At 58.8% G+C, this 26164-nt stretch carries 30 protein-coding genes and 1 pseudogene; 14 read left to right on the forward strand and 17 right to left on the reverse strand.

The features are described from left to right. The first annotated feature begins 52 nt into the window (after positions 1-52). The 5 genes from argB to AC1AYD_RS06400 all read left to right on the forward strand — a co-directional run bounded on the left by argB (position 53) and on the right by AC1AYD_RS06400 (position 5292). Entirely contained in the window at positions 53-1009 is a 957-nt protein-coding gene (gene argB / locus AC1AYD_RS06380) for an acetylglutamate kinase (RefSeq protein WP_034526273.1), read from the forward strand. Then, a complete protein-coding gene (locus tag AC1AYD_RS06385) occupies positions 999-2318 on the forward strand; it encodes an acetylornithine transaminase (protein WP_051922746.1) in 1320 nt (439 codons plus the stop codon). The genes argB and AC1AYD_RS06385 overlap by 11 nt, the downstream gene beginning before the upstream one ends. Before the next feature lie 42 nt (positions 2319-2360). Beyond that, complete coding sequence (argF, locus tag AC1AYD_RS06390; RefSeq protein WP_476544847.1) at positions 2361-3326, forward strand: ornithine carbamoyltransferase; 966 nt, start codon at positions 2361-2363, stop codon at positions 3324-3326. Then, positions 3323-3832, forward strand: a complete 510-nt coding sequence (locus tag AC1AYD_RS06395) for an arginine repressor (RefSeq protein WP_476544848.1) — start codon at positions 3323-3325, stop codon at positions 3830-3832. The genes argF and AC1AYD_RS06395 overlap by 4 nt, the downstream gene beginning before the upstream one ends. 221 nt (positions 3833-4053) lie before the next feature. Beyond that, positions 4054-5292, forward strand: a complete 1239-nt coding sequence (locus AC1AYD_RS06400) for an argininosuccinate synthase (RefSeq protein ID WP_476502090.1) — start codon at positions 4054-4056, stop codon at positions 5290-5292. 96 nt (positions 5293-5388) lie between these two features. Here AC1AYD_RS06400 and AC1AYD_RS06405 read toward each other — a convergent pair whose 3' ends face one another. After that, a complete protein-coding gene (locus tag AC1AYD_RS06405) occupies positions 5389-6021 on the reverse strand; it encodes a response regulator transcription factor (RefSeq protein ID WP_476544880.1) in 633 nt (210 codons plus the stop codon). Beyond that, a complete protein-coding gene (locus tag AC1AYD_RS06410) occupies positions 6021-7346 on the reverse strand; it encodes a sensor histidine kinase (RefSeq protein WP_476544849.1) in 1326 nt (441 codons plus the stop codon). Before AC1AYD_RS06410 ends, AC1AYD_RS06405 begins: the two co-directional genes overlap by 1 nt. A gap of 252 nt (positions 7347-7598) precedes the next feature. Between AC1AYD_RS06410 and AC1AYD_RS06415 the strand changes: the two genes are divergently transcribed. The 4 genes from AC1AYD_RS06415 (at position 7599) to AC1AYD_RS06430 (ending at position 12209) form a co-directional block, all read left to right on the forward strand. Beyond that, positions 7599-8648, forward strand: a complete 1050-nt coding sequence (locus AC1AYD_RS06415; RefSeq protein WP_476544850.1) for an ABC transporter ATP-binding protein — start codon at positions 7599-7601, stop codon at positions 8646-8648. Between the two features lie 38 nt (positions 8649-8686). Then, positions 8687-9925: an ABC transporter permease gene (locus AC1AYD_RS06420; protein WP_476544851.1), complete on the forward strand. Its 1239-nt coding sequence runs from the start codon at positions 8687-8689 to the stop codon at positions 9923-9925. Next, positions 9912-11261 carry an ABC transporter permease gene (locus tag AC1AYD_RS06425; RefSeq protein ID WP_476544852.1) on the forward strand — a complete coding sequence of 450 codons (1350 nt, stop codon included), beginning with the start codon at positions 9912-9914 and terminating at the stop codon, positions 11259-11261. The genes AC1AYD_RS06420 and AC1AYD_RS06425 overlap by 14 nt, the downstream gene beginning before the upstream one ends. A 105-nt stretch (positions 11262-11366) precedes the next feature. Then, the gene (locus AC1AYD_RS06430; protein WP_476544853.1) at positions 11367-12209 is read left to right on the forward strand and encodes an HAD family hydrolase; all 843 of its coding nucleotides are present in this window, start codon (positions 11367-11369) and stop codon (positions 12207-12209) included. A gap of 11 nt (positions 12210-12220) precedes the next feature. Here AC1AYD_RS06430 and AC1AYD_RS06435 read toward each other — a convergent pair whose 3' ends face one another. After that, on the reverse strand, positions 12221-12496 hold the full coding sequence (locus AC1AYD_RS06435; RefSeq protein ID WP_034526296.1) for a Txe/YoeB family addiction module toxin: 276 nt from the start codon (positions 12494-12496) through the stop codon (positions 12221-12223). Position 12497: 1 nt separating this feature from the next. Next, positions 12498-12740: a type II toxin-antitoxin system RelB/DinJ family antitoxin gene (locus AC1AYD_RS06440; protein WP_476544854.1), complete on the reverse strand. Its 243-nt coding sequence runs from the start codon at positions 12738-12740 to the stop codon at positions 12498-12500. 240 nt (positions 12741-12980) lie between these two features. Between AC1AYD_RS06440 and AC1AYD_RS06445 the strand changes: the two genes are divergently transcribed. After that, positions 12981-13325, forward strand: coding sequence for a restriction endonuclease subunit S (locus tag AC1AYD_RS06445; protein ID WP_476544881.1), 345 nt, complete (start codon positions 12981-12983; stop codon positions 13323-13325). 369 nt (positions 13326-13694) lie between these two features. Here the strand turns inward: AC1AYD_RS06445 and AC1AYD_RS06450 are convergent, their stop codons facing one another. The 11 genes from AC1AYD_RS06450 to AC1AYD_RS06500 form a co-directional block, all read right to left on the reverse strand. After that, complete coding sequence (locus AC1AYD_RS06450; protein WP_033495400.1) at positions 13695-13997, reverse strand: hypothetical protein; 303 nt, start codon at positions 13995-13997, stop codon at positions 13695-13697. Continuing rightward, positions 13994-15490, reverse strand: a complete 1497-nt coding sequence (gene mobQ, locus AC1AYD_RS06455; protein ID WP_033495402.1) for a MobQ family relaxase — start codon at positions 15488-15490, stop codon at positions 13994-13996. Before mobQ ends, AC1AYD_RS06450 begins: the two co-directional genes overlap by 4 nt. After that, positions 15456-15815, reverse strand: coding sequence for a DUF3847 domain-containing protein (locus tag AC1AYD_RS06460; RefSeq protein ID WP_034526285.1), 360 nt, complete (start codon positions 15813-15815; stop codon positions 15456-15458). Before AC1AYD_RS06460 ends, mobQ begins: the two co-directional genes overlap by 35 nt. After that, positions 15812-16045, reverse strand: coding sequence for a hypothetical protein (locus tag AC1AYD_RS06465; protein ID WP_084686030.1), 234 nt, complete (start codon positions 16043-16045; stop codon positions 15812-15814). Before AC1AYD_RS06465 ends, AC1AYD_RS06460 begins: the two co-directional genes overlap by 4 nt. Before the next feature lie 170 nt (positions 16046-16215). Beyond that, a complete protein-coding gene (locus tag AC1AYD_RS06470) occupies positions 16216-18555 on the reverse strand; it encodes an ABC transporter permease (RefSeq protein ID WP_476544855.1) in 2340 nt (779 codons plus the stop codon). Between the two features lie 86 nt (positions 18556-18641). Beyond that, positions 18642-19316, reverse strand: a complete 675-nt coding sequence (locus tag AC1AYD_RS06475; RefSeq protein WP_109056626.1) for an ABC transporter ATP-binding protein — start codon at positions 19314-19316, stop codon at positions 18642-18644. Between the two features lie 112 nt (positions 19317-19428). Then, entirely contained in the window at positions 19429-20679 is a 1251-nt protein-coding gene (locus tag AC1AYD_RS06480) for a sensor histidine kinase (RefSeq protein ID WP_202962063.1), read from the reverse strand. After that, positions 20676-21365 carry a response regulator transcription factor gene (locus AC1AYD_RS06485; RefSeq protein ID WP_034526294.1) on the reverse strand — a complete coding sequence of 230 codons (690 nt, stop codon included), beginning with the start codon at positions 21363-21365 and terminating at the stop codon, positions 20676-20678. Before AC1AYD_RS06485 ends, AC1AYD_RS06480 begins: the two co-directional genes overlap by 4 nt. A gap of 24 nt (positions 21366-21389) precedes the next feature. Next, positions 21390-21530: a DUF6019 family protein gene (locus tag AC1AYD_RS06490; RefSeq protein ID WP_420804979.1), complete on the reverse strand. Its 141-nt coding sequence runs from the start codon at positions 21528-21530 to the stop codon at positions 21390-21392. 174 nt (positions 21531-21704) lie between these two features. Next, positions 21705-21812, reverse strand: a complete 108-nt coding sequence (locus AC1AYD_RS06495) for a TnpV protein (protein ID WP_476544856.1) — start codon at positions 21810-21812, stop codon at positions 21705-21707. After that, positions 21790-23025 (reverse strand): ATP-binding protein, encoded by a 1236-nt coding sequence (locus tag AC1AYD_RS06500; protein WP_084686052.1) that lies wholly within the window; start codon positions 23023-23025, stop codon positions 21790-21792. Before AC1AYD_RS06500 ends, AC1AYD_RS06495 begins: the two co-directional genes overlap by 23 nt. A 172-nt stretch (positions 23026-23197) precedes the next feature. On the opposite strand from AC1AYD_RS06500, the pseudogene AC1AYD_RS06505 reads away from it, so the two are divergent. Next, positions 23198-23332, forward strand: a pseudogene (locus tag AC1AYD_RS06505) (HAD hydrolase family protein); the annotation flags it as partial. Between the two features lie 11 nt (positions 23333-23343). Here the strand turns inward: AC1AYD_RS06505 and AC1AYD_RS06510 are convergent. Both AC1AYD_RS06510 and AC1AYD_RS06515 read right to left on the reverse strand, forming a co-directional pair. Continuing rightward, positions 23344-23619: a Txe/YoeB family addiction module toxin gene (locus AC1AYD_RS06510; protein ID WP_476544857.1), complete on the reverse strand. Its 276-nt coding sequence runs from the start codon at positions 23617-23619 to the stop codon at positions 23344-23346. Position 23620: 1 nt separating this feature from the next. Further along, complete coding sequence (locus AC1AYD_RS06515) at positions 23621-23863, reverse strand: type II toxin-antitoxin system RelB/DinJ family antitoxin (protein ID WP_476544858.1); 243 nt, start codon at positions 23861-23863, stop codon at positions 23621-23623. A 581-nt stretch (positions 23864-24444) separates the two neighbouring features. Between AC1AYD_RS06515 and AC1AYD_RS06520 the strand changes: the two genes are divergently transcribed. The 3 genes from AC1AYD_RS06520 (at position 24445) to AC1AYD_RS06530 (ending at position 26115) form a co-directional block, all read left to right on the forward strand. Then, positions 24445-24696 (forward strand): hypothetical protein, encoded by a 252-nt coding sequence (locus AC1AYD_RS06520; protein WP_034526300.1) that lies wholly within the window; start codon positions 24445-24447, stop codon positions 24694-24696. Continuing rightward, a complete protein-coding gene (locus AC1AYD_RS06525; protein ID WP_476544859.1) occupies positions 24693-24989 on the forward strand; it encodes a hypothetical protein in 297 nt (98 codons plus the stop codon). Before AC1AYD_RS06520 ends, AC1AYD_RS06525 begins: the two co-directional genes overlap by 4 nt. 190 nt (positions 24990-25179) lie before the next feature. Then, the gene (locus AC1AYD_RS06530) at positions 25180-26115 is read left to right on the forward strand and encodes a restriction endonuclease (RefSeq protein WP_238567597.1); all 936 of its coding nucleotides are present in this window, start codon (positions 25180-25182) and stop codon (positions 26113-26115) included. Positions 26116-26164 lie beyond the last annotated feature (49 nt).

Raw genomic sequence — 26164 nt, forward strand, 5'->3', positions numbered from 1 at the left:
GCAGCCGCCCCTCGTTTTCCGTTGAAGAGGCGGCGATAAACGAAAGAAGAACATGTCTACTGAACTGAAGGGACCCGGATTCCATTTCGACGTGCACACCGACCTGCGCGCCGACCAGAAGGCCGAAGTGCTCATCGAGGCGCTGCCGTGGCTCGAGGAGTTCGCCGGCCAGCGCATCGTCGTCAAGTACGGCGGCAACGCGATGATCGACGAACACCTGAAGCAGTGCTTCGCCGAGGACATGGTGTTCCTGCGCCAGGTGGGCCTGCACCCGATCGTCGTGCACGGCGGCGGGCCGCAGATTTCCCAGATGCTCAAGGCGCTCGGCATCAAGTCCGAGTTCAAGGGCGGTCTGAGGGTCACCACGCCCGAGGCGATGGACGTGGTGCGCATGGTGCTCACCGGCAAGGTGTCGCGTGAGCTCGTCGGCCTCATCAACGCGCACGGCCCGCTCGCCGTCGGGCTTTCCGGTGAGGACGGTGGCCTGTTCTCCGCCATGCAGCGCCGGCCCGTCATCGACGGCAAACCCACCGACATCGGCCTCGTCGGCGACGTCGTCTCCGTCGACGCCTCCGCCGTCGAGGACCTCGTCAACGCGGGCCGCATCCCCGTCGTCTCCTCGGTCGCGCCGAACGAGGACGACGCCACCGAAGTGCTCAACGTGAACGCCGACTCCGCGGCCGCCGCGCTCGCCTCCGCCGTCGGCGCGCACAAGCTCGTCATCCTCACCGACGTGGACGGCCTGTACGCCGACTGGCCGGACCGCAACTCGCTGATCGGCCGCATCGGCGTGGAGAACCTGCGTGACATGCTGCCCGATCTCGAATCCGGCATGCGCCCGAAGATGGAGGCGTGCGTGCGCGCCATCGACGGCGGCGTGCCCCAGGCGCACATCATCGACGGCCGCAAGCCGCACTCCATCCTGAACGAGATTTTCACCTCCGCCGGCATCGGCACCATGGTCGTGCCCGAGGACGGCATCGAAATGAGGAGCTCCTATGTCTTCTGACGTGAACAACACCACTTCCGCCGCGGTCCCGGAACCGCTCGGCCCCAAGGATTCCCAGTGGCTGGGGGAGTACTCCCAGGTCCACATGAACGTGTTCGGTACGCCGCTGCGCGTCATGGACCACGGTCAGGGCGCCCGCGTGTGGGACGTCGACGGCAACGAATACCTCGACTTCCTCGGCGGCATCGCCGTCAACTCGATCGGCTACGCGCACCCCAAGTGGGTGAAGGCCGTCGCCGAACAGGCCGCGAAGGTCGCGCACGTGAGCAACTACTTCGCCACCGAGCCGCAGATCGAACTCGCCGCGCGCCTCGTCAAACTGGCCGGCGCGCCCGAAGGCTCCCACGTGTACTTCGGCAACTCCGGCGCGGAAGGCAACGAGGCTGCACTGAAGCTCGCCAAACTGTACGGCCGCACGCTGCCTGGTGCCGCGCCCGCGATGGGCGGCAAGCCGGCGCGCATCATCGCCCTGACCAACGGCTTCCACGGCCGCACGCTCGGCGCGCTGTCCGCCACATGGAAGCCCGCCATCCGCAAGCCGTTCGGCCCGCTCGTGCCCAACATCGAATTCGTGCGCGCCGGCGACCCGCTCTCCCTCTACGAGGCGTTCAGCGAGACCGGCGTCGGCCACTACGGCAAGGGCCCGGTCGCCGCCGTCATCATGGAGCTCATCCAGGGCGAAGCCGGCGTCAAACCTCTTGGCGCCGACTACGTCAAGAAGGTGCGCGAGATGTGCGACATCAACCACGCGCTGCTCATCATCGACGAGGTACAGACCGGCATCGGCCGCACCGGCGCATGGTTCGCGTTCCAGCGCGAGGACCTGTCCGGCGGCATCACGCCCGACATGGTCACGTTCGCCAAGGGCGTGGCCGGAGGCTTCCCGATGGGCGGCATGATCGCCTTCGGCGAGAAGCTCTCCGCCCTGTTCACGCCTGGCTCCCACGGCTCCACCTTCGCCGGCAACCCGCTCGGCGCTGCCGCGGCGCTCGCCACGCTCGACGTGATCGAGGAGGACGGCCTCGTCGCCAACGCCGAAGCGCGCGGCAGGCAGCTGCGCGACGGCATCATGGCCGGCGGCAACCCGCTGTACGTCTCCACGCGCGGCCGCGGCCTGCTCGACGCCGTCGAACTCGCCCACCCGTGCGCCCACGCCGTGATGAACTGGTGCCTCGAACGCGGCCTCATCGTCAACGCGGTGCGCGCCGACGCCCTGCGTTTCGCCCCGCCGCTCATCGTCTCCGAGAAGGACATCGACGAGGCGCTCGCCATCCTCAAGGCCGTTCCCGGCGACCTTCCCGACGACTGACCGCAACCGCCCGCCACCCGCACACCCGAAAGGACAACCACCATGACCCCCGAACTGCGCCACATGCTGCGCGACGACGACCTCAACCACGAGGAGCAGAAGCAGGTCCTCGAACTCGGCATGAAGTTCCGCGAGAACCGCTTCTACCGCCAGCCGTTCGCCGGCCCGCAGGCCGTCGCCGTGCTGTTCGACAAGCCCTCCACCCGCACCCGCTCCAGCTTCTCCATCGGCGTGGCCGAACTCGGCGGCTACCCGCTCGTCATCGACAAGTCCGGCTCCCAGCTGGGCCGCGGCGAGCCGGTCGGCGACACCACCGAGGTGCTCACCCGCATGGCCTACGGCCTCGTGTGGCGCACGTTCGGCCAGGACCGCGTCGAGGAGATGGCCGCGCACGCCACCTGCCCGGTCGTCAACGCGCTGACCGACGACTTCCACCCCTGCCAGATCCTCGCCGACTTCCTCACCATCGCGCAGTTCCGCGGCGGCGTGGACGCGCTCAAGGGCAAGACCATCGCCTACGTGGGCGACGCGGCCAACAACATGTCCAACTCGTACCTGCTCGGCGGTGCCGTCGCCGGCATGCACGTGCGCGTCGCCGGCCCGCAGGGCTATCTGCCCCGCCCGGACATCGTCGCCGACGCCGAACGCATCGCGGCCGAGAACGGCGGCTCCATCCTCGTGACCACCGACGCGAAGGAGGCCGTCAAGGACGCCGACTGCGTGTTCACCGACACGTGGGTCTCGATGGGCGAGGAGGCCGAATACGCGATCCGCTCCAAGCCGTTCTGGAACTACCAGGTGAACGACGAGCTTATGGCGCTCGCCAAGCCCGACGCGCTGTTCCAGCACTGCCTGCCCGCCTACCGCGGCAAGGAGGTCACCGCTTCGGTGATCGACGGCCCGCAGTCCGTCGTGTGGGACGAGGCCGAGAACCGTCTGCACGCGCAGAAGGCGCTGCTCACCTGGCTGGTCGGCAAGCAGCGCGGCGACGAAAGCCTGCTCGCATGAGCCAAACGCGTCCGTCCCTCCACCGTCCGGCCACGCGCGCCGCGCGTCTGAGCGCCATCGAAGAGGTGCTGCTCACGCACATCATCACCTCGCAGTCCCAGCTGTCGTCGATTCTCGCCGACGAGGGCATCGCGGTGACGCAGGCGACGCTGAGCCGCGACCTCGACGAGATGAACGCGTTCAAGAAGCGGCTTCCGGACGGCACGATGGCCTACGCGGTCGGCCATGACGCGTCGGGCGACGAACAGCAGGACTCCGCGAAGGCGGAGGCGCAGATGTCGCGCGTGCTGTCCGGTCTGGTGACCTCGGTCGCGGCGGCCCGCAATCTCATCGTCATCCACACGCCGTCCGGCGCCGCCCAGTACGTCGCGTCGGTGATCGACAAGCAGCCGATCGACGGCCTGCTCGGCACGATCGCCGGCGACGACACGGTGATGGCGATCTGCAAGGACGACGACACCGCCGTCGCCCGCGCCGACTGGCTCCTCGCCCTCGCCTCCAAGTGACCTACTGGTCCTCCCGCTGGCGGGAGGTGTCGGATCAGTGGTGGCGCGGCCTTGGACGGAGTCGGAGAGTCCTCCCGCTGGCGGGAGGTGTCGCGCAGCGACGGAGGGTGGTCTTCGGTGGCCCACCCACAACCCCCGCGTACGCATGCTGGACACGCCGTGCATAAATATACAGACTTCTGTATATACTTGCATCAGTTTGTTTTGAAGAAAGGCATCCCATGGCAGATAACAATCGACTCGTGCTCGCCTACTCCGGCGGCCTCGACACCTCCGTCGCCATCTCCTACCTCAAGGAGCGCACCGGCAAGGACGTCGTCGCCGTGTCCCTCGATGTCGGTCAGGGCGGCGAGAGCCTCGAGACCATCAAGCAGCGCGCCCTTGCCTGCGGCGCCGTCGAGGCCTACGTGGTCGACGCCCGCGACGAGTTCGCCAACGAATACTGCATGAAGGCCCTCAAGGCCAACGCCATGTACGAGGGCGTGTACCCGCTGGTCTCCGCCATCTCCCGCCCGCTCATCTCCAAGCACCTCGTGCGCGCCGCCCACCAGTTCGGCGCCGACACCATCTCCCACGGCTGCACCGGCAAGGGCAACGATCAGGTCCGCTTCGAGGTGTCCATCGCCTCCATCGACCCGACGTTGAAGGCCATCAGCCCGATCCGTGACCTCGCGCTCACCCGCGACGTGGAGATCGCGTTCGCCAAGGAGCACAAGCTGCCGATCACCCAGACCGAGAAGAGCCCGTACTCCATCGACCAGAACGTGTGGGGCCGCGCCATCGAGACCGGCTTCCTCGAGGATCCGTGGAACGGTCCGACCAAGGACTGCTACTCCTACACCGACGATCCGGCGTTCCCGCCGGTCGAGGACGAGGTCGTCATCGAGTTCAAGCAGGGCGTGCCGGTCAAGATCGACGGTCGCGACGTCACCCCGCTGCAGGCCATCGAGGAGATGAACCGCCGCGCCGGCGCCCAGGGCATCGGCCGCATCGATCTCATCGAGGATCGTCTCGTCGGCATCAAGTCCCGCGAGCTGTACGAGGCCCCGGGCGCCGTGGCGCTCATCACCGCGCATCAGGAGCTCGAGAACTGCTGCCTCGAGCGCGAGCAGCACCGCATCAAGCGCGACATCGACAAGCGCTGGGGCGAGCTGGTCTACGATGCGCAGTGGTTCAGCCCGGCCACCCAGTCCCTGAACGCGTTCATCGAGGACACCCAGAAGTACGTGTCCGGCGAGATTCGCATGGTGCTGCACGGCGGTCGCGCCGTCGTCACCGGCCGTCGCTCCGACACCTCGCTGTACGACTACAACCTCGCCACCTACGATTCCGGCGACAGCTTCGACTCGAAGTCCTCCAACGGCTTCATCGACATCTACGGCCTGCCGAGCCGTGTCGCCGCCGCCCGCGACGTCAAGTTCGGCAACGGCATCGAAGTGCCGAACAACACCGTCGAGTAAGACGGATGGCCTGACGCGGGCCGCCTGAGGGATACCTGCGTCTGATTTCCTTGAAGGGACCGGTTCCTGCCGGTCCCTTTTTGGTCTCGATTCGTGTCAGCGGTGGGCGTTGATCCACAGGATGGCAAGCTGGGTGCGGTTGGTCAGTCCCAGCTTGTCGAGCGCGCCGCTCACCCGGTTGCGCACCGTGCCTTCGCTCAGGCACAGCCTCTTCGCGATGTCGCGGTTATCGAATCCCTCGGCCACGAGCGCCGCCACCTCGCGCTCACGCTCGTTGAGCATCGACTCCAGCGCGGCCGCGTCGGAGGATGGGGTGTTCGCGCCGGTGAGCTTGCCGAGCACGTCGGAACCCAGCACCACCTGGCCGGCCATCACCGCCTGAAGCGCCGGACCCACGGCCGTGACGTCCTGTTTGATGAGATAGCCCTTTGCGCCCAACGCCATCGCCTGCGTGATGTATGCGCGGTCCGCGAACGTGGTCAGGAACAGGATGCGCGCCGCCGGGTCGCGCTTCAATATCTCCCGCGCCGCGTCGAGTCCGTCGCGCCCCGGCATCTGGATGTCGATGAGCAGGATGTCCGGCCGCATGTCTGGTGTGGCGAAATACCGTCCGACCGCGTCGTCGCCGTCGTTCGCCGTCCACAGCACGTCGGCCGCTCCCGTGGCGGTCAGAATCGTCTCCAACGACTGGCAGACGATCGGATCGTCATCCACGATCGCGATACGCATCATGCACCCGCCTTTCCGGGGCTCCCATGAGTCATGAGAGTCCCATGTGTCCCCGTCTCAGTGGCTTTCCGCGCATCGCCGTCCGGAACCCAACGGGCCTTCGGAATCGAGACGAACACGCGCCAACCCCCATCGTAGGGGCCGCAGTACGCGGTGCCGCCCAACGCGCGCACCCGCGATTCGATGTCGGCGATTCCCATGCCGTGCGGGGGAGCGCCGACGGGATCCACGTCGTCGCCCGACGGGACCGCTGGACCGGGGTCGGACACGACCAGCTGCCAGAACGCGGGGAAATCGCGCAGCGTCACCCGCGCCTCGCGTGCCATGCTGTGATGCGCCACGTTCGCCAACGATTCGCGGATCACCGTCGCAAGACACCGCGAGACCGGCGCGGGAGCCGCATCGACGTCGTTCTCTAGACGCACTTCCAGACCCCGTCCCGTGCTGGTGGAGACTCCCGCGCCGGTACCCGCTCCCGTGCCGGCGGATGCGGCGAACGACCGGGCCGCATCCTCGATCTGCGCGGCGACATCGGTACCGTCGTCCTCCAGATCGTGCACGGATCGGCGCACCATCGTCATCGCATCGTCCAACGTCGTGCCCAACGCGCCGAACCCCCGCGCGGCGACGGCGTCGCCGGTGGCGTCGGCCACCGCGCGCCCCGCCTGCGCCTGCATAATCGCGCGCGTCAGCAGATGACCGACGTTGTCGTGGATGTCGCGGGCGATGCGCGTGCGCTCGCCGAGCGTCGCCATGCGCACCGACTGCGCGCGTTCCTCGTCCAGATCGGCGATTCTGAGCCGGGACGAACGCGACGATTCCCGCAATCGGTCCTCGGTGCGGCGCAACGCCTTGCGCAGCACCGGGACGTCGCGCGAATCCGCGCCCATCAGGAAACCCACGCACGTCGCCGTGACCAGCGCCGCCGCCGGGGCGATGCCGCCGCCGAAACGTGCTTCGGCCGCCGCCGGAACCAGCGGAACCACCCACAGCCAACGCACGATGGCCGGCATCAGCGTGACGAGACGATTCGGATGGTTCGTATGATTCGTGACCGTATGATTCGGGACCATCGGAAGCCGCGCCATGTCGAAGGCGACGAGCGGCAGGAACAAACGACAATCCGAGACGACCACGGCGATCAGGCAGAACATCATCGCCGGCAGGAATGCCCTGCGTCTTCCGGACAACCATTCGGACAGGCCGGAGACGATTACGGCCATAAGCATCGCCGTGACCAGCGCCGCGTCCACGGACGCGCGCACGACCGGCGCGAACGTGAGGCATAGCGCGAGCAACAGCCCCTTCCCGATCATCGCCCGCATGAGATCCTCCGTCGTCCGCACCGAACCGTCACCATCCAGCCTACCCGCTTCGCCGCGGTCGCATCCCGGACCGCCCCGCGTCCGCCCGTCCGTTCCCGCGACACATCCCTGCGATCCGTTCCGCATCCCGCTCCCTTCCGGACATGTGGTGACGAATGTCACCCGCTCCATGCGGATCGGTGACGTTTGCAGGTGGCGGGGCGCACGCGCGGGTGGGACGATGGAGACAACCACCCACGGAAGGGAGCGGACATGACGTACGACCACACGACCACCGCGAATTCGACGCCGACAACCGTGACGCCGACCGCCGTGACGCCGACGACGACCGCGACACGGACCGCCGACACGCCGGACACCGCCGCGACGCCGGCCATCAGCGTGTCGAAGCTCGTCAAACGCTACGGCGACATGGTGGCGCTCGACCACTTCGACCTCGACATCCGGCAGGGCGAAATCTTCGGCCTGCTCGGCCCCAACGGCTCCGGCAAGACCACGGCCATCAGCTGCATCCTCGCGCTGCTCTCCTACGACGCGGGCACGATCCGCGTGTTCGGCGAGCCGATGACCCCGACCAGCTACGCGCTCAAACGGCGCATCGGCCTCGTCCCGCAGAACGTCGCCGTGTTCAACGAGCTGACCGTCGAAGAGAACATCGATTACTTCTGCTCGCTGTACGTGCCGAAGAAAGCCGACCGCGCGCCGCTCGTCGAAGAGGCGATCGACTTCGCCGGACTCGGCGAATTCCGCCGGTTCCGCCCCGGCAAACTCTCCGGCGGCCTGCTGCGGCGCCTCAACATCGCGTGCGGCGTCGCGCACAAACCCGACCTCATCTTCTTCGACGAGCCGACCGTGGCCGTCGACCCGCAAAGCCGCAACGCGATCCTCGAAGGCATCGAACGGCTCAACGCGGCCGGCGCGACCGTCGTCTACACGAGCCACTACATGGAGGAGGTCGAACAGATCTGCGACCGCATCCTCATCATGGACCACGGCCGTCATCTGGCGCTCGGCACCGCCGACGAACTCAAATCCATGATCGACACGGGCGAACGCATCACCGTCGAAACGCTCGACCTCGACGAGACGACGCTCGCCCACGTGCGCGCCCTCGGCTTCGTCATCGAAGCGAACTGGAACGGCCGCGAACTCGACGTGCGCTGCCGCCGCGGCGACCACAACCTCGTCGACCTGCTCGGCGTGCTGCGCGCCGCGAACGTGAACGTCGGCCACCTCACCAGCCGGCCGCCCACCCTGAACGACGTGTTCCTCGAACTCACCGGCAAGGCGCTGCGAGACTGACCGGTACACGCCGCACGCCCCACGGAAAGGAGGCACCCATGTGGACCACATTCGTCATGACGTTGAAGACGAACCTGCGCAACAGGCAGTCGCTGTTCTGGCTCATCGTGTTCCCGATCGCGCTCGCCACCCTGTTCAACGGACTGCTCGGCAATCTGGCGGAAGGCTATGAGCTCGAAGCCATGCCGATGGCGGTCGTCGAGGACGCGAACTGGACGAAGTCGCCCGGCGCGACGACGTTCATCAACGGACTGTCCGGCAAGAGCGACGTCACAGGCAAGAGCGTAACCGGCACGACCGTCACCAAACTGCTCGACGCCACAACGGTCGGCACGGTCGGCGACGCGCGCGACAAGCTCGCCGACGGCACGGTGAAGGGCTATCTGCGCGTCGACGGCGACGGACGCATCCGACTGACCCTGTCGTCACGGGCGGCCGAGGCGATGAAGGGCGCGTCCGCCACCGATTCGAACGGCGCCGTCACCGTGGCCGCGCTCTCCAGCGTGATCGACCTGTACAACCGGACCGATGCGGCGACCCGCGACCTGCTGGAACGCCACCCGGAGGCGATGCAGGCACGCGCGTTCTGGTCGTCCATCGGCAATATCGCGGATACGACGCGCGAGACCACGCTCACGAACTCCACGCCGAACGTGACCGCACGCTACTTCTACGCGCTGCTCGGTATGGCCTGCCTCATGGCCATGGGGTATTCGATCACCGCGGTCACCAGCGCGCAGGCGAACCTGTCCGCATTGGGCATCCGGCGCACGGTGTCGCCGCTCGGCCGCGGCCGGCAGCTCATGGCCGGATTCCTCGCCAGCTGGCTGTGCTCCGACGTGAGCCTCACCATCGCGCTCGCCTATATCCGCTACGTGTGCGACGTGCCGTTGGGCGGACGTGAGCCGGCCGCCGTGGCCGCCGTCGCGGTCGCCTCGTTCATGGCGTGCGCGTTCGGCACGATGATCGGCGCGATTCCGGGACTCCGGAACAGCGTGAAGGTCGGTCTGACGAGCGCGATCCCGTGCACGCTGTCCCTGTTCTCCGGCCTGTACGGCGGCTTCGCGATGGAACTGAGCGACTGGATCACCCGCCATGCGCCCGTCCTCGCGCTCATCAATCCCGCCCAACAGGTGACGAACCTGTTCTACGACATCCTCTACTACGACGACTACCGTCCGTTCGCCACGACCTGCAGCGTGCTCATCGCGATGAGCGCCGTGTTCCTGGCCGCCGGCGTCGTCATGCTCAAGGAGCAACGCTATGAACACCTGTAAGGCCACACTGCGCGTGCTCGCCGCGCACAAGCTGTACATCATCATCTATCTGGTGTTGATCGGCGTGATGATGCTCGCCATCAGCGGATCCGCACTGCTGGGCGGCAAGGACGACACGGCCGACGCGTACGAGCCCGGTCGCGCCACCGTCGCCGTCATCGACCGGGATTCCGACCGAGGCGGCGTCGCCTCCTCGCTGCGCACCTACCTCGCCGCGGACAACGACGTGATCGACCTCGCCGACGACTCCCATGCGATGCAGCAGGCGGTCGCCTCGAACTGGGTGGACCTCATCGTCATCGTCCCGGACGGCTACGCGGACAAGCTGCTCGACTCCGCCACGGAATCCGGGAAGGTGCCGGCCGTCGAGACCGTCACCAGCTACACGTCCGGCGTCGGGTCGATGGCATCGATGGCCACCGGTGGATTCCTCTCGCTCACGCGCACCGAACTGATCGGCGCGAACGTGGGCGGTACGGGTGACGCGTCCGGCGCGGCTGGTGCCGTCGCGCGTCCCACTCTCGACGATCTCACCGCCGCGACGAAACGGGTGCGTGCGCTCGCCCGCGACAAGAACGCGAACCACGCAATTGCGGTCGACCACACCGACGCGGCCGCCGATGCGGATGCCGCGTCCGCGGCGGAACGCACGGCGGCGGGCTTCGGCTCCACGATCAAGGTCGCCCTCTACCCGCTGTTCCTCGCGATGACCGTGTGCACGGCGCTCGTATCCGGCGTGTTCAACGCGGGGGAGACGCGGCGGCGGCTGTTCGCCTCACCGCAACGCTCCTCGACGATGGGCATGCAGCGCATGGCCACCCTGTGTGGATTCGCGCTCGTCGTGGTCGCCGCCTACCTGCTTGCCACGGTCGCGCTGATGCTCGCCGCCGGACTCGACCCTGCGACTCTCGCACCCGCCGGCGCGGCGATGACGATCCTGTCGGCCTGCGTGTACGCGCTGATGACCGTCGCCTGTGGTTTCCTGTTCGGCGAGGCGGGGTTCAGCGACACGATGGCCAACGGCTTCGCCAACGTGTTCGGTCTGCTGCTCCTGTTCACCTCGGGCGTGTCCCTGCCCGTGGACATGATTCCCGAGTCGATGCGCGCGGTCGGACGGATGCTGCCCGGCTGGTGGTATTGCACGGCGATCGACGACGCGCTCGGCATCGGCACGGCGTCCACCAGCGGCGTTGACGCGGGCGGCTGGGCGACGGGCACCGGCATCGTCGCGCTGTTCGCCGTCGCGTTCGTCGCGCTCGGACTCGCCGTCGGCCGCGTCCGCCGCTCCCGCCCCGCGCCGGTCGCCGCCGCGACGACGCAGCTCGCCGAAGCGTGACGGGGAAGCGTGTGCCGGGCCGGGCGCGGAACCGGCCCGGCACCGCCATGCGCGCAACGTATGATGGTGGCGGATTATGACGACTCGCGGATAAGGAGAGACGGTATGGGCGCGAAGAAACTGGTGTTCCTCGACATCGACGGCACGTTGGCGGACGAAAGGCACGTGGTGCCCGACTCCGCGAAGGAGGCGTGCCGCAAGGCTCAGGAGAACGGGCATCTGCTGTTCATCTGCACCGGACGCTCCCTGCCGAAGATCGAGAAAAGCATCCTCGACCTGGGGTTCGACGGCGTGGTCTCCGTGGCCGGCGCGCAGGCGAACATGGGCGATGAGATCCTGTTCCAGCGGTTCGTCGACCCCGAGGCGGTGGACGCGGCCGACGCGTATTTCAAGGCGCACGGCATCGAGGCCTACCAGTGGCAGGGTGCGGACGGCATGTACATTTCGGAAGGCTATGCGAAGCACTTGAAGTCCAAGGGCAAGGCGTTCGACCGCGGCGAGTTCGCGCGGTTCTGGCATCGGATCGACGAGGTCGACGTGCCGGAAGGCTCCACGCTGGGACGGACGATCCACGTGTCCAAGGGCTCGTACTTCACCGCCCCCGACCCGGACGTGACGTTCGAGGAGACGAAACGCGACCTCTCGCCGTGGTTCACGCTCGTGCACGGCTCGTACGACAAAATCTCGCCGAACAATGGCGAACTGCTCATCAACGGCGTCGACAAGGGCACCGCGGTGCGCGAGGTCGCCGCCCGGCTCGGCATCGATGTCGCCGACACGATCGCCGTGGGCGACTCCGACAACGACACGGCCATGCTCAAGGCCGCCGGCACGTCCGTCGCCATGGGCAACGCCATCCACGGCATCGAGCAATGGTGCGACATCCAGACCACCGACATCCACGCCGACGGCATCGCCAACGCGTTCCGGAAGCTGGGGCTGATCTGAGAATCGTCGTATCAGTGGTCGCCGTAATGGGTGCGGCAGACGGCGATTTCGAGATTGTCCGATTCTCCGCCGGTGACGCGGTACACGATGCGGTTCTTGTCGTCTATGCGACGAGACCAATAGCCAGATAGGTTTCCGCGTAACGGTTCCGGCATGCCGATGCCGTTCGCCGCGCCGTTGCGTTGGATGTCCTGGATGATCTTGTTGATGCGTTTGAGTGTCTTCTTGTCCTGCGACTGCCAGTAGAGGTAGTCATCCCATGCTTCGTCAGTCCAGATAAGCAGCACGTCATTCCTCGATCAGTCCGTGGACGGTGCCTTGGCCCGCGTCGAGTTTCGCGGCCGCTCTGCGGACACGAGCCATGTTCTCGGCCGAGTAGAACGGGTCCGCGGTCACTTCGAACGGGATGCGGCGTTCGCGCACGACCGTCTTGGCGAAGATGTTGAAGGCGGCGCTCATGCTGATGCCGAGTTCGCCGCAAATCTCGGCCATCCCCTTCTTCGTGTTTTCGTCAAGCCGGATGTTCACCATGGACGATGTCATCATAGCCTCCATTTGTATATCAGAAATCTATACAAATACTATCTTAGTTGATTTCGTCGTGCAATCTGCCATGAGTCATGGTCTGGGAAATTCACACATGGTCTATGGGGTTGCGGAAAGTTCCGCCGATCCATCGGTCTTATCCCGAGGCAGCATGCAGATGGCAGTTCATCCGCTTGGGAACAGCGTAAGGTTCTTCAGATTGCCCCGCTTCAAAGGGGGTTTGACCTGCCTTCTGGAGAAATTGTTCCCGGTAAGTATCCTGTTGTAATGTCCAATGGTATTGGCGCATATCACGATGCATACAAAGTCGGAGGTCCCGGAGTTGTAACTGGACGCTCTGGAACTATCGGGAACCTGCATTATATCGAGTCAGCATTTTGGCCACATAACACGGCTTTGTGGGTTACTCACTTCTACGGCAACAATCCCCGGTTCATCTTCTATCTATATGAAAAATTGGATTTGAGTCGCTTTCAAGCAGGTAGTGGTGTACCAACGCTTCATTTTGCCGCTTTGCGTCTTCGTAAATATCCCCGGAAAGAAGAAAAGCCTCAACAAGCATTTTGTTGAGACCTCGGCTTTCGCAAAGATATTGAATTGCTCTGTCGGCTGTTCTGTTGTGCAAGGGCAAGTGAAACGCTGTGGGCGGTGCTGTGCTGGCTTCGCTCTGTCCCTCGCCGCTTTCGCCGATCAGGAGCTGGACGGCTTCGGGAAAGGACTTTCCGTAAAACTCCATGACAAAATCAATGGGATAGCCGCCCTTACTCTGGCTGTGGCGAAACCATTTGTTTCCTCGGACGGTCAGACTGTCATGCTCTTTCCAGCGGTATTCCCGTCCGCTTTTGATAAGCGTTTCTCCCTGTGTGCGGAGAAAATCTTCCAGACTGACGGCGTTTGCCCGGTCAATCTGTGCTTGGGTGTACTGCATGAGCGTCCTCCTTACTTCTTGAAAACAGCGCATCGTCTGCAAACGCCATGCTCACGCTCGTCCAGCGTATAGGGGCAGTTTGCACATTCCTCACCGTACTGTCTTGTGGTAACGGGCAGATAGCCCAAATCCTGCAACATATCAATCTGACGGTCGGTGAGGGTGGCTTCAAAGGCAAGGCATTTCCGGGTGTGTTCGTCCAGCTCAATTAGATTGGAAAGCGGTCTGCCATCGGTCAAAGGCTCTCCGCTCAAAAGGCGTTTTGCCGTTCTGCGGATGGGGTTGTATTCGTTCTTCCAGTCGTATTTTTTCATCGGGATATATCCTCCTTTTTGTGTCGTGTTTGGGGTCGATTTTGGAGCTTTTGTTCCTCTGTACGCTCGTTAAATCGGGCGGCAGTATCTACGCATGACTTGACCTTCCAAAGGCGGTGTAAATCGTCTCTGACGGTCTTAAACTCGCCGTAGGTGGTTTCATGCGCCTGTTCCAGAGCGTCATACTCTGCGGACAGCTTTTTCATATCCACCTTACCGTCCGGGAACTCTCCGGTCAGCTTTCGTCTGGCGGCGTAGAACTGTTTCAGTTCCGCTTCATGCTCTGCCTTGTACTTGGCTCTGGGCTTCTCAAACTTGATTTTCTGCAAGCCGTCATAGATAGGCTTCAAGCTCTGGAAAGCAGCGGAGCTGTCATAGAGCTGCTTAATTGCTTTCATTCGGGCGGTCTGTTCGTCCAGCGTTTTCTTCAAGCTCTCTGTGGCAGCACTGTGTTCGCTGACACGGTGTTCCAAATCTTCAAGGGAGTAAATGTCGTTTGCCCGGAGATAATTGAAAGTCTCGTTCATCTCCTTTAGATTGCTGACCTTGCCTTTCTGCGAATACGCCCCGGCTCTGCGCTGGGTGTAATAGGCGTTCAGCAGAGAAACAAGGTCGGGTGCCTGCGGCTTGGCAAGCTCCGCTTTTGCTTCGGCAATCCAATCAAACAGGAGAGCGATTTTCTTCTTGATGTCCCGGATAACGGCGTTGGTGGCTCTGATCCAGCGGTTGAACTCGCCTTTCTCGGTGCGTATGCCTTTCTTCTCCATTGCCCGGACGGTTGCGCCATCATGGACGGTGGGAAGAAGCTCCACGCCCTGACGCTCATAGCTTCGGTGGTCGATACGAACGTCAAGCCCCTTTTCCGCAAACTTGGCGTTGCATAGCTCCGCCCATGTCTGCCGCCAGTATTCCAGCGTTTCGGGACTGCCCCAGTCGGTAGTGGGAACGGCGTTGAACACAAACTTTCCGTCTGCGTCCCGGATACGGTTGCCGTCCTCGTCCAGCTCGTACACCCGGCGTTGCTTTAGCCCCCATTTGCCGTTCTGCTCGATGGGGCGGATGGGGCAAAGCACATGAAAATGCGGATTTGGTATGCCGCCGTCCTCCCGGTCTGGCTGGTGTACGGCGAAGTCAACCACCATGCCCCGGCTCACAAAGTTCTCCAACAAAAATTGCCTTGCAAGAGCGATGTTTTCCTCAAGGGAAAATTCATTCTGCAAGGCAATGTCAAAGCTGTATGCAAGCTGGGCGTTCTTTCCACGCTCGGCTTTTTCCACGGCGTTCCATAGCGTCTGGCGGTCTGCGTATTCGGGCGGTGCATGGGACGGCAGGAGAATGTCAGAGCAGATCACGCCGCCCTTGCGTGTGTAGTCGCTGTATTCGCCGTAATACTCGCTATACAATCGCTCCCCGGCTCGGTAGGCGGCAGAAGCAATAGCGGACTGTCCTGCGCTTCGTTTAGTCTGCGTGACGCTCAGATGAAATAGTGCCATCGACTTTCAACTCCTTTTCTCTGTTTGCTTGGCTGATGTGGGTAATCGCCATATGGTGGACGGCTCGCTGGACTTCTGCCAGAGAAAAGATGTACTCCATCAGCTCTGTCATTTCGGTGCGTGTGAGATCTTTGACCTCCGGGGCAAGGCTCTCAATCGTGCCGCCCAGATTGCAAAGGCGGTGGGTGCGCTTGGTGCGTTCGCCTTTCTCCAGATACTTCTTTCGATTCTCCAGACGCTCCAGCTTGTGCTGTTCCTGCGCAAGCTGCGTCTCGGCTCGTTCCTTTTCGGCTCGGAGCTGTTCAAGGGTTTTCGGTTTTGTCATTGTGCTTGACCTCCTTTTTTGATTTTGGGGATAAAAAAAGACCGCCGACTTTTCGCATAGTGCGACCAGTCAACGGTCTGATTTTCGGTATTTGTTTTTCCAAACTTGCTGGCGGCGAACAGCATTTTATGCTGTTTGCGGACGGCAAGTCCACAGGGGATAGCCGCATTAGCGGCGCAAGGGGGTGTAGCCACCTTGACGGAACGAAGTGACGCAACATTCTCGGTCATGCAGTTTTCTTCTGCCGACCGGGAATGAAGCTCCGCAGGACGCACGATACTTCCGACAGGGGAGTATAGAAGTGCGCCCTTTAGTTCCTAAAGGGATTTTATCAGTTCGACAAATCGGAAGTTATCTATTTCTCCTCTTCGTTAAGACCTAGTTCATTACATATTACTTGCTATCCCTGATACCTTATTCTTTCTACCAGCGTTTCCTTTTTCAGATTACTGCTTAAAACACAGGAAAGCACAATTTGTAGAATACCAACCAGAAGAATCATAACAAGAATCGGGATAAGAGGAACGTGATAAACGTTCATTCCAAAAATCCCATTATGCTTCGCATAGGAAAACAGTGCATAGCCAAGGGGCAGACCGGCAGCAAGTGCGACGCAGATGGTGCCAACCGTAAAAATCAAGCCCTGTATTTGTAAGCTCAGATTCAACTGCTTATTGGTCATGCCTACCGCTTGCAGCACACCGTATTCCTGCTTCTTCGTGATGATATTGATGATCATGGTGTTTGCCAGATTCATAAACCCAATGAGACCGACAATTGCCATGAACAGATAGCAGCCAAGCTTCATCATACGGCTTGCGTATTCTGCGGTTTGCAATTCTGCGTGATAGGTGTTCAGCTTGATATGAGAAGTATCGGAGAGCAGGTCATTCAGGCTTTGCTCTACAGATGCCACATCTTTTTTATCACAGTCCACCCACAGATATCCATAGGCTGTTCCCCTCGGATTCATGGAACGGTATACACCTTCCGGAATGACAAGATAAGTGTCCGCGCTTACAAAGGATCCTGCAATCTTTCCCTGATAGGTATAGGTTTCACTTCCGTTGTCAAAGTTGAATGTAATCGGTGCACCCGCAGAATACCCGTCAGCTTCCATCCACTTGGACCAGCCAAAGAAAACATCCCCGTTTTTGACAGCCTGTGCATAGTCCATGGAACCGATATCGCCATCCCCGCGCATCATTTCAAAATCCTCTTGATTTACGATTGCAACCGGAAATTTTGTTCCGTTCAGATCTGCAGAGACGATTTCTCTCGTCAGTACATCCGTTACATCGGGGATGGATTTGATTTCTTTAATCAAAGAATCATTCAGTGGGTTGTTCTGTAGGATTGTGTCCAGATTATTCTCCGAATAGGCTTCATCATAATTCTGGGAATAATCCAGCTGCAACTCAAATTGTCCATGGTTGATTGCAATCCGCGCCTCGTGCTCCGTGTCAATATTCCCAACATAATTAGAGATAATTACAAACAATACACAGGAAAGCCCCATGGTAAGAATCGTAGCAATGGTTCTTTTCGGATTGCCTGTCACATTTGCCATTGCCATGGAGAAAACGGTGACATCTTTTCTGCCTTTTCGTCTGCCCTGTTTTTGCGTTTTGGAGCCGTCAAGATACCGTGTCGCTTCGATGGGTGAAATCCGGGAAACAATTTTCATGGGTTTGCGCAGAGCCAAAACGACCGTAAGAAACGATACAAAAATGCAGATGAGCATAATTGTCAGTGAAAACAGAGGCACCTGATGGTTCTTGATTCCGGACGATACCAGATTTCCCTGCTCCACCAGCCAGTTGAAGCTGACGTTTGCAATCAGGAAACCAAACAGCAGCCCCAGCGGTATCGAAGGAACCGCCAGAAGAATGCCCTCACGAAAGATCAACTGCTTCATCTGCTTTCTGGTTGCACCCAGCGCCTTGATTTTTCCGTACTCCTGAACCTTCTGGGCGATCCCGACCTGGAAGATATTATAAATGACCACAACGGAAAACAGCACGATTCCGAGGATCAGGGTTCCACAAACCACAATCATTTCATAGCTCGGCTGCAATACCCACTGCAGGTAGAGGTCATTGATGATCACGTTTTTCTGGTCAATGCCGCAGGAATCCGCGATTTCTTTTATAACAGGCGCAACATTATTCATAGATACATTTGCAGAATCGCTCAAGGTAAAATAGATATTATATTGCCTGTCACCCTCCGCAACACGCTCATTATAAAAATCCTGCGAACCGAATACAACATAGGAAGCCTCGATGGTATATTCATCCCGGTCATATAAAAGCCCGCTGACAGTAAATTCCATCGGTGCGTATTCCGACTGCATGCCGGAACGGTACTCCAATGTTACGGTGTCTCCGACCTTTACATCATGGTATCCCACTGCATCAAAGAAAGCGCGTCCTGCGGCAATTTCCTGCGCCTTTTCCGGATAGGTACCTTCCTTCAACACATATTCCTGATTATAGGGAAGCATTTTCCTGACCGTTTCATCCGCACTGACAAAGCCGCCATTCTCATTTCCTTTCAGGATGCCCTCCGTACACATGATGCCGATATCAGATATCTCAGCTCTGCGTTCCACTTCTTTTAATTGCGTACCATCTGCGGCGATAAACAGGCCGTAGTTGCTTCCGTATGAGCTTGCAGCCTGATCCTTCTGTAAGAGGATCAGTCCATTTCCAATTGTACTGATAATGACCAGAAGCATGGTAGTCAGGCAAATCGCCGTCATAATGAGGACACTTCTTGTCCGATTTCTTTTGTCGTTGCTGAATGCAATTTTGCTGATCGTCCTCAATTGAAATCCACCACCTGTCCATCCTCGATGACTAAAATACGGTCAGCAACCTGCGCGATCTCATCATCATGGGTAATCATTACAATCGTCTGTCCATATTTTTTTGCGCTCATTTTCAGCAGCGCGATCACCTCGTCACTTGTCTTGGAATCAAGATTTCCGGTTGGCTCGTCCGCAAACAAAATCTCCGGTCTGTTTACCAAGGCTCTTGCAATCGCAACGCGCTGCTGCTGTCCTCCGGAGAGGGTATTCGGAAGATTATGAATCCGGTGTTCAAGACCCAGTGTGGTGATAATATCATTGACATAAGCTTTATCCACTTTTTTTCCGTCAAGCCCCAACGGAAGAACGATATTTTCCCACACATTGATGGAGGATACCAGATTGAATGCCTGAAATACAAATCCGATCTTTCTTCTCCGGAAAACGGCAAGCTGATCCTCCTTCATGGAATACAGGTCCTTGTCAGACAAGATCACGCTGCCGCTGGTTGGTGTATCCAGCCCGCCCAGCATATGCAGCAGGGTACTTTTTCCGGAGCCGGATTTTCCGACAATGGCGACAAATTCTCCCTGTTGAATCTGGATATTCACATGATTGACGGCTTTGACCTGATTTTCCCCCGTCCCATAAAATTTGCAAAGCTGCTTGGTTTCTAATATCACGCCCACTCCAATGGCCTCCTTTTCTTATTTACCAGCATTGTATCAAAGGAACCTTTCATTTCACTTTCAAAAAGAGAGCAGAAGTCTTACAGATTTGAAAGACTTCTGCTCATCATCTCTACGAAAGTCCATTCTCCGGCAGCTGAATCAAAAAGGTACTTCCTTTTCTGACTTTGCCGGAGGCTACCGTGATTGTCCCACCATGCTGCTCAATAATCTGTCTGGACAGATACAGACCGATGCCAGTTCCGCTCTTTTCGCGGACTTCCGGCGCAGTCCCTCTGTAAAACCGCTGGAATATTTTATGGTATTCACTCTGCGGGATTCCGATTCCCTGATCCTCGATCTCAATTCTCACAAAGCCGGTTCTTTTTTGTAGACGGATCGTGATTTTTGAATGTTCTGGGCTGTATTTGATGGCATTGTCCAAAACGTTAATGATTGCTTCTCCAAGCCAACGTTTATCCTGCATGAGTGCACAATGCTCCAGTGATTCGTTGCAGTCGAAAATAAGTTCTATCCCTTTCTCCGCTGCCTTTGGATACGTTCGGTTTACTGCGGAGATGATCGTATCCATAATGGGAAGTGTTTTCTGATCAAGCTGAATCAAACCTGTCTCCAGTTTGGATATTTCCAGCAGAGACTGCAACAATGTTTCCAATCCGTCCAATGCACTCCGGCAGCGGATGCGAAATTCCTGTTGCTCCGTCTCACTCAGATTGTTCCGCAGCAATATGCTAAAGCAGGTATCCAAGGCTGCAACCGGGGTTTTCAGCTGATGGGAAATGTCGGATACCATTTCCTTTGTGCTTTCCTTCTCCGCTCTGGCTTCCTCTTGCAGCAGCTGGATATGATGTCCGATTGCTTCAAGCTGAAATTTCAGTCTTTCCTGCCAGACATGATCTTCTGTGTCCGGCACTACCTCAAAGTGATTTTCCCGAAATGCAATCAGGATTTGCTCTAGCTGCTCCAATCGTTTCCGACTTTCTTTCGCCTCAGCTTTCTTCCGGTAAAACAGGAACGTTAGCAAAGACAGACATAGCACTGCGCTTGTACAGCCGGTTATCATGATATTCTGCCGGAAGCGCACATAAAACGAAGTCCCTTTGTTTTCCCAGTACCCGTATTGCTCTAATAATTGCTTACCTTGTTCATTGGCTTGATGGTCGTTTCCTTTCAGCCATCCTGCGGCAACATCCATGCCGGTGGTCTCTGCGCCCGCCGCAACTTCTGTCAGGATATCCATTTTACATTGATAATCCTGATAATATAAATAGGTGGTAAAGCAGTTCAATACTGCAAAAAAGAGTAGAACCGGCAGCACCAGTGACAAGGCATCAACCCACTTTTTACGATGTCGTTTCGTCACTGACTTACCTCCTGATTCCATATATACCCAAGCCCGCGGATGTTTTTAATATAGACCGGAGCCGCCGGATCCTCTTCGATTTTCTTCCGAAGCCTTCTGATGTTCACAGCTACCGTGTTTTCATCCATAAAATCACCATCCAGATCAAACACGTTTTCTAACAGCTGTGTTTTTGAAAGAATCTGTTTCGGGTTTTGAAGAAAAAAGGACAGCATTTTCAGTTCATTCTTCGTAAGGCTTATTTCTCTTTCCTTTACGAACGCCCTCATCTCTCCGGGGATAAACACGATATCCTTTGAATGAATTTTTGGAGTTCCAGGTTCATTCTTTCTGCGGCGGAAATGAGCCCCGATTTTCAGAAGAAGTACGGAAAGGCTGAACGGTTTCGTCATATAATCGTCCGCACCGGCTTCATATCCCATGACCTGATCTGTCTCCTGATCCAACGCGGTAAGACAGATAATATATACATTTTGACAATTCCGCATCCATCCGACAAGCTCTAATCCGTTTCCATCCGGAAGATTCACATCACAAATGGCAACATCCACATTATTATCACTTGCAATTCTTTTCGCTTTTTTCACTGATTCTGCTGAAAAAACCTCATATCCGGATTTTTTCAGTGAAAATGTAATTCCACGATTTAAATTTTCATCATCTTCAACCACAAGTATACCTGGCATAGCATATGCACCTCTCTTTATTAACTATTTTTCCTCTTCGTTACATATTTGTTCTGCCTCAATATCCTCGGTAGTGACTTTCCCTGTAATATCCCTATAGGCTTCTTTTATTCCATTTTTGACCGCCCACTTAATTATAAAATATAATGCAAGTAAGACGATTATAGTGCTGTGCCAAAACTAATTCCTAATTCTTCAAACATTTCATTACCTCTGTCAATTCCGATTTGTTGCTTAATTTTCGTATTCAAATTATACCATAAAACTCGTGAACAATTCTACCGTCATTTTGGAATATATAAGAAAAGTCTGAACAGTTTTCTGCCCGGACTTTCTCACTCAATCATAAATCAATTCCGCTTTCACAACTTCCTCTGCCTGTGCCTTGCAAGCGTTCATCTGCCGCACCCATTCCATTTGGTTTTCAGCTTTCAGTTGCTCGGTCACGCCGTTTTGCTCTGCCGGTGGCGACGATGTCGATCTCCTCCTGGCTGCGGCTCCTGGGATCGGCTCCCCACCAGCGTCCGGAGTCGAGCACGAGGAACGGCAGATCTCCTGTCGTGTCGTGCGCCCAAAGCCATTGCGTGCAGATGTCCTCGAATACCGGGCCCATGAAGTCGTTGATCGACCGCATGATGCGTTCGGCGGCGATGGCGGCGTTGCCGGACTGGATCAACGGCAGATTCGTCGGCACATAGCGGTACCAAAACCGGAAGAACGAGTCCTTGATGCGGTAGATCGTCTTGCGGGGCGAATGTTCGCCGAACGGGGTCTCCTTGTAGAGGATGCCCAGATCGATGAGATTGCGCAGGTATGTGGAGCATGACGCGGTCTCCATGTGGCATGCCGTGGCGATGGCGTTCGCTCGGGAGGAGCCGGAGGCGATGGCTTGAATGACGGCGTTGTATTCGGACGGCGAGCGCAGTTCCTGTTTGAGCAGGTTGCCGGGCTCCTCGAACAGATAGCAGTCCGGGTCGATGATGTTCCAAAGGATGTTGTCCGGGATGCTCGCCGTATCGTCGATTTGTCTGAGATACTGCGGGATGCCGCCCGTCAGGCCGTATGCGATGGCTGCGTCCTCGGCTCCGTATCGGGGCAGGAACGTTCGTGTGTCGGTGTATCCGAAGGGTTCCACCTTGATCTGCGCGGTGCGGCGTCCGTACAACGGGCTGGAATATCCGAGCACCTGTCGTTCCATGAACGACATCGATGAGCCGCAGAGGATGATCATGAGCCGGCTGTCGTCCTTGTGCCGGTCGATGGCGTGTTGCAGGACGGAGCTGATGGACCGGTCGGCTTTCGCGAGATAGGGATATTCGTCGATGACGAGTGCGAGGCGTTTGCGGCGGGCGATCGAGAACACCGCTTCCAGCGCCGTGGCGAAGTCCCGGTAGACCGGTGCGGCATCCTCCGTGCCGGTGAAGTCGTCGTCTCCGGAGGCGGCGCGGTACAGGGCGATGCCGCGGCTGAGGTTTTCGAGGTTCCGGGCGGCATTGGATTCGATGGCCGGGAAGAAGATGGCCGGACGTCCGTCGAGGAATCGGTTGATGAGTGTGGTCTTGCCCACGCGTCGCCGTCCGTACACGATGACGCACTCGAATCGCGACGAGTTCCATCGTCGTTCCAACGTGGCGAGTTCCCTGGTCCTTCCCACGAACATGATGCCGGCCTTTCCGCACGTGAGATGCAATTTATAGAATCGTAATTTACTAAATTATGATTCTATAAATAATCGTGTCTTCCGGCAAACGAGTCGCGTCATATGCGGTCGTTTGCAGGGTTGATTGGTTTTCGGCTGGCGTTTTGCGGAAACGGGGGCCTGCGCCATGGTGATGCTCAAGGCCGCCGGCACGTCCGTTGCGATGGGCAACGCCATTCACGGCATCGAGCAATGCTGCAACCTCCAGACCACCGACATCCACGACGACGGCATCGCCAACGCGTTCCGGAAGCTGGGGCTGATCTGAGAATCGTCGTATCAGTGGTCGCCGTAATGGGTGAGGCAGACGGCGATTTCGAGATTGCCTGATTCTCCGCCGGCGACGCGGTAGACGATGCGGTTCTTGTCGTCTATGCGACGAGACCAGTAGCCGGATAGGTTTCCGCGTAACGGTTCCGGCGTGCCGATGCCGTTCGCCGCGCCGTTGCGTTGGATGTCTTTGATGATTTTATTGATGCGTTTAAGCGTCTTCTTGTCCTGCGACTGCCAATAGAGGTAGTCGTCCCAGGCCTCGTCCGTCCAGATAAGCAGCACGTCATTCCTCGATCAGTCCGTGGACGGTGCCTTGGCCCGCGTCGAGTTTCGCGGCCGCTCTGCGGACACGAGCCATGTTCTCGGCCGAGTAGAACGGGTCCGCGGTCACTTCGAACGGGATGCGGCGTTCGCGCACGACCGTCTTGGCGAAGATGTTGAAGGCGGCGCTCATGCTGATGCCGAGTTCGCCGCAGACCTCGGCCATGCCCTTCTTCGTGCTTTCGTCAAGCCGGACGTTCACCATGGACGATGTCATCATAGCCTCCATTTGTATATCGAAAATCTATACAAATGATATCTTGGTTGGTCTCGTCACGCAATCCGCCGTGCGATACGGTCCGGGAACTTCATAAACCATTTATGAAGTTAGGGGCGGAACTTCATAAACCATTTATGAAGTTGCATGTTGGGGAAGAATCCAGGATGGGAGGAGTCGCACATACAACGGTCTTGTCGGTTGTTTCGCGGATGCGGACTCCGATGAGTCTGAACATAAGGTGCTAGGTAATGCCTGATGTCGCCCACTTCATTTGGTCAAGCCCGAACGGAAAAGACTGGCACGATACCGGTGGGACCATGTTGCGGAAGCCCTGCGCATCGCCTACGAGGAACTGCACGTGAACGGTTCCGTGCCGGATATGTACGCACCTACATATTCCGAACAACCCGAATGGGCGTTCTCGGTAAGAATACGATTCCTCGGCTTCATGATGGACGACGGTTTCCGAGGATTTTGGGAGATATTTGCTAGGCGGACTACTGGAATCGTGGATATGAGCAGGTGCGGCATTGCCGTAGCGGAGGTTTTGTGGTACAATATTCGGTATGAACATATTCCCTTCAGCTCTCAAGCATGGCATCGAGCCTGACGATGCCATGTATGTCGCGACCCATGCGATACGGGAGCTGACGCTGCGCGAGGATCCGCTCAAGGTGCTGTACCTCGGCATATCGCCGGATGGTATTCCTTTGGAAGTCGTCGTGGTGGAAACGTCAAGGGGTCCTGCACTGATCCACGCGATGCGCATGCGAACCAAGTACGTGAAACTGATGGAAGGAGGCAGGCGATGGATATGACCTATGACTACACCATGCTCTCATACGATGATCTGCCGGCCGACGAAGCGGCAATGCTCAAAGCAGATGCCGAGGAAGCCGAACGCGGGTACACGGATGAGCAGCTCGAGGAGGCCATGCGACGGGCTCCCGGTCGTCCGCTCGAAGTCGGCACGACACCCGCGACCAACGTGATTCGCGTACGTCTGGATGACGAACGTGACGCCAAACTGGAACGCTACATGCGCGACCATCACATGAGCCGCAGCGCGGCCGTGAGGGCCCTGCTTGACAAAGCGCTTGCCGACGTATGATTGATTGACTACAGGCACGACAACTCTTTGCCGGTATGTCCCCGCGGAACGACGGGACATACCGGCAAACGATTCCGGCGTGACTGGCATCGGAAATCATGAGCGACAGGGAGGCGATCGATTGTCTGCATGGCTGATTCGCGCTGGACGAGGAGCGCGGTATGCGGCTGATTGGTTCGCTCATGGATACGTGGCAATCTACTGGCTCTTGGATGGCCTCGACCTCGGCCACGCATCGAGGGAACAGGTCAAGGAATGCGTGGACCGTCTCTACGCGGACAAGTCCCCTCAGGCGCGTGCGATGATCGTCGGGCAGACATACCGATTCGGTTCGGTCATGTCATGTGGCGATACCGTCGTAACCTATGATCCCGCACGACGCCAGTACCATATCGGTATCCTGACGGGCGACTGCATGACGGTTCGGGCCGATGCCGATGCCTGCTATACGCGCGAGGTCAGGTGGGAGCACATCGTCCCTCGGGACGCATTGTCCGACACGTCCCGCAACTCGTTGGGCACGATTGCCACGCTCAGCCTCATCAACGAGGATGCATACGCCGATCTTGCCCACAGCCTTAAGGAGGAGCGTTCCCCCGACGTCATTATCGAATCCGATGCCGCTTCTTCCGCCGACGACATGACCGACGATGAGGAAATCCGTATGGTCACCGAAGAGGAGGCGCTGGAGAAAATCAAAGATCGCATCCATGCCCTTGATTGGGACGACATGGAACGCCTCGTGGCGGGCATGCTACGAGCGATGGGCTATCGAACCATGATGACCGGCAGCGGCGGCGATCAAGGGCGCGACATCATCGCCTCGCCCGACGGTCTTGGATTGTCATCCCCACGTATCGTCGTCGAGGTGAAGCACCGGAAGGAAAGCATGGGAGCTCCGGCGCTGCGTTCGTTCATCGCCGGACTACGTGACGCAGACCGCGGCTTGTACGTCAGCACCGGCGGCTTCACCAAGGAGGCCCTGTACGAGGCCGAACGGGCGCGCATACCGGTGACCCTGCTCGACCTTGACCAATTCACCCGAGTCCTCGTGGATAACTACGAAAACGCGGACACCCAGACTCGTACCCTGCTGCCGCTGACCCACATCTACTGGCCGGCGTAGTAGAAGGTTCTTGCTCGCTGCTGTATATTTACGTAAATACGTAAATACT

The organism is Bifidobacterium sp. LH_426 (genome assembly GCF_056356875.1).